At 71.7% G+C, this 13,748-nt stretch carries 8 protein-coding genes; 2 read left to right on the top strand and 6 right to left on the bottom strand.

The genetic code is table 11. The annotated features are described in order from the left end of the window. Window positions 1-106 precede the first annotated feature (106 nt). Both NS3_RS15275 and NS3_RS15270 read right to left on the bottom strand, forming a co-directional pair. A complete protein-coding gene (locus tag NS3_RS15275) occupies window positions 107-448 on the bottom strand; it encodes a hypothetical protein (RefSeq protein WP_067860117.1) in 342 nt (113 codons plus the stop codon). Window positions 449-567: 119 nt separating this feature from the next. Further along, on the bottom strand, window positions 568-2,790 hold the full coding sequence (locus tag NS3_RS15270; protein WP_174550477.1) for an ATP-dependent DNA helicase UvrD2: 2,223 nt from the start codon (window positions 2,788-2,790) through the stop codon (window positions 568-570). Window positions 2,791-2,916: 126 nt separating this feature from the next. Between NS3_RS15270 and NS3_RS15265 the strand changes: the two genes are divergently transcribed. Then, window positions 2,917-3,147, top strand: a complete 231-nt coding sequence (locus NS3_RS15265) for a mycoredoxin (RefSeq protein ID WP_245649644.1) — start codon at window positions 2,917-2,919, stop codon at window positions 3,145-3,147. A 135-nt stretch (window positions 3,148-3,282) separates the two neighbouring features. Here the strand turns inward: NS3_RS15265 and nudC are convergent, their stop codons facing one another. Together nudC and NS3_RS15255 are read right to left on the bottom strand one after the other, a co-directional pair. Beyond that, window positions 3,283-4,185, bottom strand: a complete 903-nt coding sequence (gene nudC / locus NS3_RS15260) for an NAD(+) diphosphatase (RefSeq protein WP_067860115.1) — start codon at window positions 4,183-4,185, stop codon at window positions 3,283-3,285. A gap of 102 nt (window positions 4,186-4,287) precedes the next feature. Continuing rightward, complete coding sequence (locus tag NS3_RS15255) at window positions 4,288-5,352, bottom strand: potassium channel family protein (RefSeq protein WP_067860113.1); 1,065 nt, start codon at window positions 5,350-5,352, stop codon at window positions 4,288-4,290. Window positions 5,353-5,484: 132 nt separating this feature from the next. Between NS3_RS15255 and NS3_RS15250 the strand changes: the two genes are divergently transcribed. Continuing rightward, entirely contained in the window at window positions 5,485-5,886 is a 402-nt protein-coding gene (locus NS3_RS15250; RefSeq protein ID WP_067860111.1) for a DoxX family protein, read from the top strand. 22 nt (window positions 5,887-5,908) lie between these two features. On the opposite strand, the gene NS3_RS15245 is transcribed toward NS3_RS15250, so the two are convergent. Both NS3_RS15245 and NS3_RS15240 read right to left on the bottom strand, forming a co-directional pair. Continuing rightward, window positions 5,909-9,823 carry an ATP-dependent DNA helicase gene (locus NS3_RS15245; RefSeq protein ID WP_067860109.1) on the bottom strand — a complete coding sequence of 1,305 codons (3,915 nt, stop codon included), beginning with the start codon at window positions 9,821-9,823 and terminating at the stop codon, window positions 5,909-5,911. Beyond that, window positions 9,820-13,644: an ATP-dependent helicase gene (locus NS3_RS15240; RefSeq protein WP_067860346.1), complete on the bottom strand. Its 3,825-nt coding sequence runs from the start codon at window positions 13,642-13,644 to the stop codon at window positions 9,820-9,822. Before NS3_RS15240 ends, NS3_RS15245 begins: the two co-directional genes overlap by 4 nt. Between the last annotated feature and the right edge of the window lie 104 nt (window positions 13,645-13,748).

Here is a 13,748-nt window from a genome sequence, read left to right as displayed (position 1 = left end):
TCGTCGATGCGAAACCGGTTGGCCGCCGGCTGAAGGGCCGGAACAGAAAAATGGCCACGGTTTCGCGTCGTGCGATCCGTGGCCGGGAGGACGGGGCCGAGGGCCCCTACCTGGGTCGACTTCGGTGTCGACTCCTGGTCACGGTCGCTGGGTGGGCATTGCGCAGGCGTGCTTGCGGCAGAATGCGCTGCGGCTCGGCTTCGCCGCCGTAGGCGACGAGGCCGAAGGCAGCGGCATCGGCTGCTGCGGAGGCGTCGGTTGCGACGCCGTCGTATGCGGAAACAACGACGGGCCGATGCCAGCCTGCGCGGGGCTTGTCCTGGCGGAGAACGCCGACGATCGCGCTCTCAGGGGACATACCGGTCCCCAGCGGCGTGAGACGCGGGGAGGCCGACACGAAGCCGAGGACAGGTGTGCCACCGGTGGTGAAATCGGTGCTGCCGTTCATTGGTCGTGCCTCCCTTCCATGCGTGAGTCGAATACAGTGCGTGATACCGGCGCGCCGGGATACCCTCCCGGTGCGTACAACAACCATAGGCAATGTCGGCGGAACCGACAACCTATTTTCTACCTGCGGTTTCGGCGCCCGAACCCCGTCCGCGCGACGGACTCCCCCCGGGCGGTCGGCTCCTTCGACCCGGCGGATTCGGATCGCGACGCGGCCTTCATCCGCGAGGACACGATCGCCAGCACGTCCGCCCCGTAGTCGACGATCTTCTTCGCACCGATGCCCGCGATGGCGCCGAGCGCGCGATCGTCGGCGGGCAGTTGCTCGGCGATCGCGGTGAGCGTGGTGTCGGTGAAGACGACGAACTCCCGCACCCCGATTTCGGCGGCCTTCTCCTCGCGCCACTGCTGGAGCGCGGCGAGCAGTTCGGCGTCGATCTCGGCCGGGCAGCGGCGGCAGCGACCGAGCATGGTGGCATAGGTGCCGATCAGCGGCTTGGCGCAGACCCGGCAGCGGGGGCGGTTGGTCTCCCGTTCGCCGGCGGGCGGTGCGGCGATGCGAGAAGCGGGCGAATCGTCGGGCACCAAGCCGTTGAGGAAGCGCGACCGCCTGCGGGTGCGCCTGCCGCCCGCGACGCGTGACAGCGACCAGGACAGCCGCAGATGTTCGCGGGCGCGCGTGACGCCCACGTAGAGCAGCCGGCGTTCCTCTTCCAACGCGGCCTGATCGGCGACCGAGCCGTCGTCGGCGAGCACGTGGGCGATGGGCAGCGTGCCGTCGGCGAGGCCGACGAGGAAGACCGCGTCCCACTCGAGGCCCTTGGCCGCGTGCAGAGAGGCCAGGGTCACGCCCTGCACGGTCGGTGGATGCCTGGCCTCGGCGCGGGCGGCCAGTTCGCGCAGGAGGCCGAAAAGGTCGAGGTCGGCGTCGTGGGCGAGCAGTTCCTCGGTCAAGGTCACCAGGGCGACCAGCGAGGACCAGCGTTCGCGGGCCTGCGCGCCCGCCGGTTCGGTCGCGGTGAGCCCGACCGGGGCGAGCGCGGCGCGCACCAGACGCACCAGGGCCGGACCGTGACCGGCCTCCTCGGGCAGATCCTCGCGGCTCGCCGCCTGACGCAGCACCGAGACGGCCTGCCTGACCTCGGGGCGTTGGAAGAACCCTTCCCCGCCGCGCACCTGATAGGGGATGCCGCGCGCGGTCAGGGCCTGCTCATAGGCCTCGGACTGGGCGTTGATGCGGTAGAGCACGGCGATCTCGGCGGCGGGCGTGCCCGCGGAGATCAGCTGTTCGATCGCCGCCGCCACCGACGCGGCCTCGGCGGGCGCGTCGTCGTATTCGGCGAAGGCCGGTTCCGGGCCGTCCGCGCGTTGGCCGATGAGTTGCAGACGGGTGCCCGCGATACGTCCGCGCGCCGCGCCGATGACCCGGTTGGCCAGCGAGACGATCTGCGGGGTGGAGCGGTAATCGCGTTCCAGGCGCACCACGGTCGCCTCGGGGAACCGCCGGGAGAAGTCGAGCAGATAGGACGGGGTGGCGCCGGTGAAGGAGTAGATGGTCTGGTTGGCGTCGCCGACGACGGTGAGATCGTCGCGTTCGCCGAGCCAAGCGTCGAGCACTCGCTGCTGCAGCGGGGTGACGTCCTGGTACTCGTCGACGACGAAGCTTCGGTAGCGGCCGCGGAACTCGTCGGCAACGGACGGAAAGTCCTCGAGGGCGGCGGCGGTGTGCAACAGCAGGTCGTCGAAGTCGAGCAGCAGGCCCTCAGGCGTGGTCTTGAGCGATTCGTAGGCCGTGTAGACCTCGGCGATGCGCGCCGCGTCGTGCGGCAGGTCGCGTCCGCGGGCCGTCGCCGCCGCCGGGTAGTCCTCGGGTGCGATCAGCTGGGATTTCGCCCATTCGATCTCAGTGAGCACGTCCCGCACGCTCTCGGTGGCGGTGGACAGTCCCGACCGGTGCGCGGCCTGCGCCACGACCGGGAACTTGGCCTCGAGCAGCTGCCACGGCACCTCACCGACCACCTGGGGCCAGAAGTACTTCAACTGCCGCAGCGCGGCGGCGTGGAAGGTGCGCGCCTGCACCTGGTTCGCCTCGCCGCCCAAGCCGAGGGCGCGCAGCCTGCCCCGCAACTCCCCGGCCGCGCGAGCGGTGAAGGTGACCGCGAGCACCTGATCGGCTTTGACGTGCCCGGCCGCCACCAGGTGCGCGATGCGGTAGGTGATGGTCCTGGTCTTGCCCGTGCCCGCGCCCGCGAGCACGCAGACCGGGCCGCGTGGCGCCCGGACGGCGGCGGCCTGCTCGGCGTCGAGGAGGTCCATATCGAGTGCGGGCACGGGGTCCATCATGGCAGCTGCGCCCGACACCGCTCCCAGGTCGTGATGTCCGCCTCCTGTGATCGAGCCGTGATGTGGAACAGGACCGGACCGCGGTGCGTTGCATCAGTCGTGACCGAAGTGAACCCTGCTGTGACGATGTACTCCACCACCTGGTGCGGCTACTGCCGCAGGCTCGAGAGGCAACTGGAGGAGAGCGGCATCAGCTACGCGAAGATCGACATCGAGCAGGACGAGGCCGCAGCCGAGTTCGTCGGCAGCGTGAACAACGGCAATCATGTCGTGCCGACCTTGAAGTTCGCCGACGGCTCGACGGCCACCAATCCGAGCCTGGCCGCCGTCAAGGAGAGGCTCGCCGCCCTGGCGTGATCAACGGCCGCCGGGCAGGTCTGGTGCCGGATCGCGGTGCACCACACCCCGGCGACGGGGTGCCGACCTCGATCGGCACCCGCCGTCGTGCACGGCGTGCTTCGGCGGCCGGTACCGCGCGGATTTCGGCGTCGCTCAGGATTCCAGGGCGGCCCAGGACTCGATGATCGTGCGCGCGATCGAGATCGATCCCGGCAGCAGCAGCCGCGCGCCCTCCTGCTTCGCGCCCCAGGAGCCGAGCTCGAGTGCCTGCCGCACCTCCGCGCGGGTGAACCAGTGCGCCTCGGCGATCTCACCGTCGGAGAAGACCAGTTCCTGCTCCGGGTCGCCGACCGCGCTGAAGCCGAGCATGAGCGAACGTGGGAACGGCCAGGGCTGACTGCCCAGGTAATTGATCTCGCGCACGTCGACGCCGACCTCTTCGCGGATCTCTCGTTCGACACAGCGTTCCAGTGATTCGCCGACTTCCACGAACCCGGCCAGCAGCGAGAACATGGTCACCGGCCAGGTGTGCTGGCGGGCCAGCAACACCCGGTCGCCGCCGTCGTGGACCAGGCAGATGACCGCCGGGTCGATGCGCGGGAACTCCTCGTGCCCGGAGTCGGTGACCCGCGACCAGCCACCCTTGGCCACGACGGTGCGTGAGCCGTCCTCCGCGCTGTGGTTCGCCTTGTCGTGCCAGTTCAGCAACGCGAGCGAGGTCGCGAGCACGCCCGCGGTGAAGTCGTCGAGTTCCATCGCGGCGACCCGCAGATCGGTCGACGGACCCTCCAGCTCCTCGGCGCGCACCGCCCACAGGTGCCTGCCCTCGGTGACGCCGAGGAACACCGCCGACGGGCTGGGCTCCGCGGAGTGTTCGATCGCGGCGTCCAACACCAGCGCACCTTCGGCGAAGCGGATCCGTCCGCGCTTGTCGACGCGCAACAGCAGAGCTTCGGCCCAGCCCTCTTTCAGGGCACGCTCGTCGGCGCGCAAGGTCTCGGCGCGGTCTCCGGCGAAACGGGACAGCAGCGGCACACCATGCAGTTGAAAGGACACGTCTAGAGACTACTTCCGTCCGGCACGAGACCACCCGCCTCCCGCGCAGGGCCTCCCGCCTCCCGCGCAGGGCCTCCCGCCTCCCGCTCGGGGAGCGGCGCGCTATTTGCCCGTGCGGCGGATGTAGAGCAACTTGTCGCCCGATTCGATGGCGTCGACCTGGGGTTCACCGACCCTGATCAGCTCGCCGCCGCGCACCACGCCCAGCACGATGTCACGTAGGTGCCGCGGCGATCCACCGATCTCGCTCGGCTCGACCTCGCGTTCGGCGACCGCGAAACCTGCCTCCGGCGTCAGCAGATCCTCCATCATCTCCACCACGGTGGGGGTGGTGGTGGCTATGCCGAGCAACCGGCCTGCGGTCTCCGAGGACACGACGACCGAGTCCGCGCCGGACTGGCGCAGCAGGTGGATGTTCTCGGACTCGCGAATCGCGACGACGATCTTGGCCTTCTTGTTCAACTCGCGGGCGGTCAACGTCACCATCACCGCGGTGTCGTCGCGATTGGCCGCCACGATCACCGAGGCCGCGTTCTGCACGCTCGCCAACCTCAGCACATCGGACTGGGTCGCCGAGCCGTACACGGTCACCAGACCCGCGTTGGCAGCCGATTCCAGCGCCCCTTGGTCGGTGTCGACGACCACGATGTCGGTCGGCGCCACGCCGTCGCCGAGCATCGCGTCGATCGCGGTTCTGCCCTTGGTGCCGTACCCGACGACCACCGTGTGATCACGCACGCCGCGCCTCCAACGCTGAATCTTGAACGCCTGCCTGGACCGCTCGGTGAGCACGCTGATGGTGGTACCGACGAGCACGATGAGGAAGAGGATCCGCAGCGGCGTGATGACGAGAATGTTGACCAGCCGCGCGTCGGGCGAGACCGGGGTGATGTCGCCGTAACCGGTCGTCGACAGCGAGACCGTGGCGTAGTAGAACGCGTCGAGGAACGACAGTTCCCCGCCCGAACTGTCGCGGTAGCCGTCGCGTTCGACGTAGACCAGCAGCGCCGCGGTGAACAGCAGCGCGATCGCGCCGATAATGCGCCTGGTGAGTGAGACCCAGGGGCTGAGCGCGCCTTCGGGGATGCGCAGGACACCGACCAGGGTGTGATCCGGACGCGACGTCAGGGCACCGCGGTTGGCACGCTCCACGAAATCACCCAGCATCGTGTACCCCCGGGCACCGCACCCTCGTCCGCGACCGGCGCGTCTGTCTCCCACTCACGGTGGCTGAGCCTACCGGGTCGCGTGGGCTCCGGGTCTCGACGCGACCGGCCCGCGATGGCAGGCTGAACGACCATGGCACCGACAACTCAGGCATCGGCACCTGATGCGACCCGCACACCCGCCCTCGCCCTGGCTGCGCTGCTGTTCGGCGCGGGCGTCCTGCATTTCGTGCGACCGGCGTTCTTCGACGCGATCGTGCCCCGGTCGCTGCCCGGGAAAGCCCGCGACTACACCTATGCCTCCGGTGTCGCCGAGATCGGCGTGGCCGCCGCCCTCGCCGTGCCGCGCACCCGGCGCTTGGGCGGGCGATCGGCGGCCCTGCTCTTCGCTGCGGTGTTCCCGGCGAATCTGCAGATGACGGTTGATGTGCTGGGCAATTCGAAGGCATCGACGGCGTTCAAGATCGGCACCCTCGCGCGGTTGCCGTTGCAGTATCCGATGATCGCCGCGGCGCGCAAGGTGGCCCGGGGCTGAGTCCGCGCCGCCGCGAGCGGTTTCAGCCCTCGACGGCGCGTGGCGGAGCGGAGGCGCTGATGAGCTCGGCCAATTCGTCGGGACCCGGGAGATCGCCGGGGGCGATGGTGCGGCCGGTGCGGATGTAGTGGAAGGCGGCTCCGACCCGGTCGAGCATCACCCGCTCGCTCTCGCCGTGGCGGGCGGCCATGAGACGGGCCCAGGCCAGCCGATAGATGGCCAGCTGCATGGCCACCGCCGACTCGTCGCCCGCGTCGGGTTCCGCGCCGGTCTTCCAGTCCACCACCACCCAGCGACCGCCGGGCTCGGCGAACACCGCGTCCATGCGGCCGCGGATCACCACGCCGGCGATCGAGGTCTCGAACGGCACCTCCACATCGATCGGGCTGCGATGCGCCCAAGCCGAATTCAGGAACGCGTCCTGCATCCGGGTGAGTTCGGCGTCGGCGGCCCCCTCCTCCGATTCGGTTCCCGCGCCGGGCAGCTCGTCGAGACCGAGCAGTCGCGTGCCGGAGAACCAGCGCTGCACCCAGGCGTGGAACGCGGTGCCGCGGCGCGCCAGCGGATTCGGTGGATAGGGCAGCGGTCGGCGCAACCTGCGGGCGAGCCGGGACGGGTCGGCGCGCATCTCCACCAGCGCGGTCGCCGGGATCTGGCCCGGCAGTTCGACTTCTCGCTCCACCGCCAGGGTGGCCTCGCGTTCGGCCAGCAACGCGTCCACGTCCGCCGCCCAGCCCTCGGGATCGTCGGGGTCGTCGGCGGGTTCGGCGCTCACTGTTTCCGGCTCGGCACCGAGTTCCCGGCCGCCGGGATGGATCGCGGCGTCTTCGGGTCGGTCGAGATTCCCGGCGAGACGTCGGCGCTCTTCCGGCGGGAGGAATGCGTCGGGTAGAGGGCCGAAGTCGTCCGGCGGCGGCAGGGCGGCCGACGCAGGGGCGAAGTCGTCCGGCGGCAGGGCGAGGTCGTCCGGCGGCAGGGCGAAGTCGTCCGGCGGCAGGACGAGATCATCCGGCGGCAGGACGAAGTCATCCGGCGGCAGGACGAGATCATCCGGCGGCAGGACGAAGTCATCCGGCGGGGGGCCGATGTCATCCGACGGCAGGACGAGATAGTCCTGGTCCGCCGGAACGGCTTCCGACCACGGTGACGACGTTTGCAGGCCCGGGACGGGTACGAGATCGGCGTCGTGGGCGACAGCGGGACGTTGTGCGCGCGTGCGGGATTCACCGGCGCCGCGGCCGGTCGACCGGTGCTCGGATGCGCCGGAGATGTCGGTGGGTCGCGGTAGCTTCGGGGTGTGACGGGGCGGCGACGGCGGGCGCGAGCGCAGATCGGCCAGGGCGGCGCGCACGAGGGCGGCGCCCTGTTCGACCGGGTCGCGGCGGGCGCCGAGGGGGTCGCGTGGCCATTCGGCGGTGGCGGGGTTGTCGGTGAAAGGGTTGGCGGCATCGATGTCGGGGGGATCGTCCCAGCGGGCGATCCGCGCGGCGGCGAAGGCCGGGGAGCCGGGGGATTCGACGGCGTTCTTCAGTTCCAGCAGGAAGTCGGAGGGGCCCTTGGGCTCGTTGCCGGTCTCGGCCCAGTGGTGTGCCGAAACCAGCAGCACCCGTTCGGTTCTGGTGAGGGCGACGTAGAACAGGCGGCGTTCTTCGTCGAGGCGGCGGCGATCCAGTGCCTTCTTGTGGTCGGCGATGGCGCGTTCGAGTTCGGCGCGGTCGGCGAGGTCGGACAGGTCGAGCACCGGCACGCCCTCGGCGGCGTCGGCGGCGATGCGGTCGCCGCGCAGGGAGGTGGGGAGTTCGGCGAGCGCGCCGAGCCAGGTGCCTGCGGCGGCACCGGAGGGGAACACTGCGCGCACGATGTGCGGGACGGCGACGATCTCCCACTCCAGGCCCTTGGCGGCGTGCACGGTGAGTACCTGCACGCGGTCCTTGGCGACCTCGATCTCGCCGGGCTCCAGGCCGTTCTCCACCGATTCGGCGGCGGCGAGGAAGGCCAGCAGCCCGCCGAGCGAGGCGCGCGGGTCGGCGGCGTAGCCGGCGATCACCTCGGCGAAGGCGTCGAGATGCTCGCGGCCCGCGCCTGCGCCGAGCATGACGCGTCTGGCCTGGGTCTCCACGCCGACGCCCAGGGTGCGTTCCACGTCGGCGACCAGCTCGGTCAGCGGCTGGCCGCTGCGTTCGCGCAGGGCGGCCAGTTCCCGCGCGAGGGCTTCGATGCGGGCGTAGCCGGCGCGCGAATAGTTCTCGGCCGGACCGGGATCGGCGATCGCGTCGGCGAGCCCGGCCTGCTCGACCGGTTCGGGAGCGACCTCGCGCAGGGCCTCCCGCAGCGCTGCCCCGTCGGTGATCTGCGCACTCGCGTCGCCGCCGTGACGAGAGACCGACAGGTCCCTGGCGCGGCGCGACAACGCCGCGAGATCGGCGACCCCGATCCGCCAGCGCGCCCCGGTCAGCACCCGCACCGCCGCGCTGCCCGAAGAGGGATCGGCGATCAAGCGCAGCGTCGCCACGATATCGGCGACTTCGGGAGTCGCGAGCAGACCGCCGAGACCGACGATCTCCACCGGCAGCCCACGTTCTCGCAGTGCTTCCGACAGCGCAGCGGCATCGGCATTGCGGCGCACCAGCACCGCCGAGGTGGGCGGCTCCGCGCCGGCCTCGTGCCTGGCGCGCCATTGCTCGGCGATCCGCTCGGCCACCCACTCCCGTTCGTCCACCACGGTGGTGGTCAGCGCGAGCGCGACCACACCGGGTTCGGCGCCGGGCTTGGCGCGCAACGCGTCGACGGTGGCCCCGCCCGCGCCTTGTGCCGCACCGCGCAGCGGATCGGCGACCAGGTTCGCCAGCGCGAGCGCTTCGGGTGGGTTGCGCCAGCTCGTCAGCAGCGGCAGGGTCGGCGCGGGAACACCGGGCGCACTGGGGAAATCGGTGGCGAACCGGGGCAGGTTGGCCGCCGACGCGCCGCGCCAGCCGTAGATCGACTGCATCGGGTCGCCCACCGCCGTCACGGCGGGCCTGGCCGGACCGTCGATGCCGCCGAACAGGGCCGAGAGGAGCACACGCTGGGCGTGGCCGGTGTCCTGGTACTCGTCGAGCAGCACCAGTCGGAACCGCTCGCGTTCGGCGTCCGCGACCTCGGGATGTTCGGCGGCCAGCCGGGCGGCCAGGGACATCTGCGCGCCGAAATCCAATGCGCCGCGACGGCGCAGCGCCTCGTCCAGTGCACGGACCAGCGGTAGCAGCGCCACCCGTTCGCGTTGGGCGCGTAGGACATTGCGCAGCGCCTGGCTCGGTCCGCCGCGCTGGCGCGGCCCCGCGGGCAGGGTGGTGATCAGCTTCTCCAGTTCGGTGTGCGCCTCGGCCAGCTGATCGGGGTCGACCAGGTGCTCGGCCAGCTGCCCCGACAGTGCCAGCACCGCTTCGGTCACCGAGACCGGAGTGCGTTCGGTGTCGAGATCGCCGTCCCAGGTGCGCACCACCTGGTGGGCCAGCTGCCACAGCTGGGTCTCGGTGAGCAGGGTCGCCGAGGGTTCCACCGGCAGCAGCAGACCGTGTTCGCCCAGCAGCCTGCCCGCGTAGGAGTGATATGTGCTGATCTCGGGTTCGGCCGCGGCCAGCTGAGCGCGTACCGTGCCGCCGGAGTCCAGTTCGCGCAGCAGCGGGGAACCGGCCAGCCTGGCCAGCCGGGTGCGGATGCGGGCGGTCAGCTGCTGGGCGGCCTTACGGGTGAAGGTCAGACCCAGCACCTGTTCGGGCAACACCAGGCCGTTGACCACCATCCACACCACGCGCGCGGCCATCGTCTCGGTCTTGCCCGCCCCTGCCCCCGCGACCACCAACGTGGGGCCGGGCGGGGCGGCGATCACCGCTGCCTGTTCGTCGGTGGGCGGCGGCAGCCCGAGCGATTCGGCGATGCGCTGCGGGGAGACGCTCACTCGTCGGTCACCTGCCTGCCCGCGTCCTGCACGGGGCAGCTGCCCGCGACCGAGCAGTGCCTGCAACCGTCGTTGCGCATCGCCAGGTAGCTCGGGCCTTTCGTCGCGGCGGCCGCGTCGTGGATGGTGGCGCGCCAGTCCCGCAGCGATTTCTCGTCGAGTGGGTCCTGCAGGCGCTGGGTGGCGCCTTCGGTCTTGTGCGACTTCGCCACGTAGACCAGGCGGGCGCCGCCGGGCTCGCCCGGAGTGCGCGCGGCGTCGGCCTCGCCGGTGACCTCACCGTCGAGCGCGCCGGAGGCGGCGGCGACCTGGTAGGTCGCCAGCTGGGCATGGTCGGCGGCGGCCTGCTTGCTGATCGGGTTCTTACCGGTCTTGACGTCGATGATGACGTAGCGGCCCTGCTCGTCGCGCTCGAGGCGGTCCACCCGGCCGCGGATGCGCACCGGCCGTTCGTCGGGTGAGCGGGCAGGCAGCACGCAGTCCACCGGGACCTCGACGCCTGCCTGGGTGAGTTCGCCGCGCGTGTTGTGCACCCAGGCCATGAAGGTCTCCAGCATGGCCTCGGTGCGGCGGCGTTCCTGACGCGAATGCCAGCCGTCACCGGGATCGACTGCGCGCCAGGTCTTGTCGAGGGCGGCGCGCACCTCGTCCGCCGGTACGCGACCGGCCAGTGCCTGCACGAGCGTGTGTACCAGGCTGCCCTTGACCGCGTGCGGATTGTTGCCGTCGGTGCCGCCGTGACGTTCCAGCGCCCAGCGCAGCGGACAGGTGCGCAGCAGCTCGACGGTGGAGGGTGAGAGCGCGACCGCCGCCTCGTCATCGTCCCACAGCGGATCGGTCGAGCTGAGTTCGGCGGTGCCGTACCACTCGTCGGGCGCGGTGCCCGGAACACCCGCGTCGGCGAGGCGGGCCAGCTGATGCGCGGCGCGTCGCCTGCGGGTGGGTTCGGCGTCCGGATCACACACCACACCGCGCAATTCGGCCACCAAGGAGTGCATCACCAGGGCGCGGCCGGGATCGACGACGGGGAGCACACCGGGTTCGGAGTCCTCGGTGCGGCCGAGCAGTTCGGCGAGGAAGCGGGACGGGACCAGATCACGATCGCCGGTCACCGATTCCACCGCGGTCACCAGCAGGGATCGACGGGCCCGCCCACACGCGACCAGCAGCAGCCTGCGTTCCTCGGCCAGGATCGGCGCCGAGCGGCTGACGTACTCGCCCGCGCCGCCGACACCGGCCAGCAGATCCACCAGTTCCTCGGAGTGCAGCAGCGTGCCGCGCGGACGGGTGTTGGGCCAGATGCCCTCCTGCACACCGGCGACCGCCACCACATCCCATTCCCGGCCCGCCGCCGCATGCGCGCTCAGCAGCGCGACCTCCTCGGCAGGCGGGGTCAGCGGCCTGCTGTCGTGCGGAATCTCCTGCTGGGAAATGTAATCCACGAAACCTTCGATACCCGCGCGCGGCAGCCGGTCGACATAGGCGGCCGCCGCGTCGAACAACCCGACGGCCGCGTCCAGATCCCGATCGGCCTGCATCCCGACCGCCCCGCCCCGCTCGGACTGCGCCACCCAGCGCCGCTCCAGCCTCGACGCGGTCCACAACGCCCACAACACGTCTTCGAGGCTCGCGCCACGCTCCCGCGCCGCCCGCGCCCGATCCAACGCGTGCAGCACCCGCCGCAACGGCGCCGCCTCCACCTCGGTCAGCCCGTCCAGCAGCGCGCGATCCCCGCCGCCCACGAGCAGACCGCGCAACACCTCGGCCGAAGACTGGTCCAACAGCGGCGGTTGCTCCACCTCGGCTTCGACGCTCGACCCCGCGCCGGCCGCCGTCGACGCGACAGCGGCGGGCGATCGTTCCGGCGCCCGCGGGTCCACCGGCTCGAGCGATGTCGGCCGAGGGCCGGTTCCGCGCGCCGAGTCGTCGGCGGTCTCGTCGACTTCCAGCCCCCAGTAGGCGTCGACCACACGCCACTCCGCATCCTCGGTCAGCGGAATCCGTTGGTTCGCTTCGGGATCGTCCCCCTCCGGGTCCGACGGCGCGGACCAGGTCGCCCCGTCGGCTGTCTCCCCTGCATCGGCATCGGCTCGCACGGCGAGGGCCGCGGGGGCACCGAAACCATCGGGCGCGCCGACGGTTTCATGGAGGTCGACACTGTCGACGTCGGCCCTGGCATCGGCGTCGGCGGCAACGGCGAGGCCGGACCCGGCCGCGACGCCGGATCCGGCGACACGATCGGCGAATTCACCGTCGCCATAGGCGGATTCGGGAACTCGCCGCAGTGTGGGCAGCGTGCGGCGGATGCCTCGGCGCAGACGACGCAAGGTGATCTGGTCGGCTCCGCCGAGCGGTCCGGCGAGCAGATCGAGAGCGTCTTCGGCGGAGAAAACGGCGGCCGACTGCGCGCCGGGACGGTCGGAGGCCAGCAAGGCGCGCAGGGCCAGCAGCATCCAGGCCGCGCCGCGCCGCCGGGCCAGCGGCGCGTCCAGCGTGGGCTGACGCACCGGCACTCCGGCGGCCAGCAGCGCCCGGCGCAAGGGCGCGAGCGAGAGCGGCACGGAGCGCACGATGACCGCCATGCGCGACCACGGCACGCCTCCGGTGAGGTGGGCGCGCCGCAGGTGGTCGGCGATGAGGGCCGCTTCCTTGGCGGGGGTGGCCAGTACTCGGACGCGGACCGCGCCGTTGTCGCCGGGGGCGGTGGGCTCGGGGGCCGCGCGCTGCGGTGCGCTGCCGGGCAGAGTGGCGGCGATCCGTTGGGTCACCACGCGGATTCCCGGTGCGCTGCGATGGTTGTCGCGCAGGATGATTCGGCGGTTCTCGGGGGCGCCCGGGTCGGCGGCGAAGCGGCTGTCGGCGCCGCGGAAGGTGAACACGGCCTGATCGGGGTCGCCGGCGACCACGACGGTGTGCGCGGCGGCGCCGACGACGCGGATGAGCAGGGCGGCCTGGGGGTCCAGGTGCTGGGCGTCGTCGACGAAGAGATAGCGCAGCCGGGCGCGTTCCCCGGCGAGCAGGTCGGCGTCGGTGGCCAGGGCATCCAGGCAGGCGCCGACCAGTTCGGCGGCGTCGAGGGCGGGGGCGGTGGCCTCGGGCGCTTCCACGCCGACCGACCAGCGCAGCAGCAGCGACTCCTCGTAGCGCCGCAGGAACCGGCCCGCGGCGATCCATTCCTCGCGGTCGTGGTCGCGGCCGAGCCGTTCCAGGTCCTCGGGGCCGAGGCCGCGCTCGGTGGCGCGCAGCATGAGATCGCGGAGTTGCTGGGCGAACCCGTCCAGACCGAGAGCCGGGTGCAGGCGTTGCGGCCACAGTCCCCGCGCACCGGCGGCGATGTCGGTGAGATCGCCGCGCAGCATTTCGCGCAGCACGGCATCCTGCTCGGCACCGGTCAGCAAACGCGGCGGCGGGTTGCCGTGGGCGGTGGCGTGCCTGCGCAGCACCGCGAAGGCGTACGAATGCACGGTGCGCACCAATGGTTCACGGCTGGCGCCCGGCACGCCGCCCGCGGTGGGGTCGCCGCCGGACAGCCGGGTGGTCACGGCGTCACGGACCGCGGCGGCGGCGTTCTTGGCATGGGTGAGGACCAGTACCGATTCCGGGTCGGCGCCCGCGGCGATGCGACCCGCCGCCAGGTCGACCAGCAGGGAGGTCTTGCCGGTGCCCGGGCCGCCGAGCACCTGCCACGGCTGCCATCGCGGGCGGGCGGCGGGCGGCCCGGCGACGGCCTCGAACAGCGGGCGCAGTTCGGCGCCCCAGAGCCGGGCCCCGGGTGGCGTTACTGTCCGGCGAACCAGTCGCACCGCGCTATCCGATCGCACCACGTGGGCTATTGCAACAGACCGGGCCGACACGATCGGCCGGTACGGCACCGTGGAGTCGATTGCGTCACCACGTGGTGACCGGTGGTGAGGCGCCCGACACA

The sequence above is a fragment of the Nocardia shimofusensis NBRC 100134 genome, assembly GCF_001613125.1.
Lineage (GTDB): Bacteria > Actinomycetota > Actinomycetes > Mycobacteriales > Mycobacteriaceae > Nocardia > Nocardia shimofusensis.
This window is presented reverse-complemented; position numbering and strand designations above follow the sequence as displayed.

Coding starts and splice junctions, on each gene's coding strand:
- NS3_RS15250 (WP_067860111.1), top strand. CDS start 5,485: ATGGCACCGACAACTCAGGCATCGGCACCTGATGCGACCCGCACACCC.
- NS3_RS15275 (WP_067860117.1), bottom strand. CDS start 448: ATGAACGGCAGCACCGATTTCACCACCGGTGGCACACCTGTCCTCGGC.
- NS3_RS15270 (WP_174550477.1), bottom strand. CDS start 2,790: ATGATGGACCCCGTGCCCGCACTCGATATGGACCTCCTCGACGCCGAG.
- NS3_RS15265 (WP_245649644.1), top strand. CDS start 2,917: ATGTACTCCACCACCTGGTGCGGCTACTGCCGCAGGCTCGAGAGGCAA.
- NS3_RS15255 (WP_067860113.1), bottom strand. CDS start 5,352: ATGCTGGGTGATTTCGTGGAGCGTGCCAACCGCGGTGCCCTGACGTCG.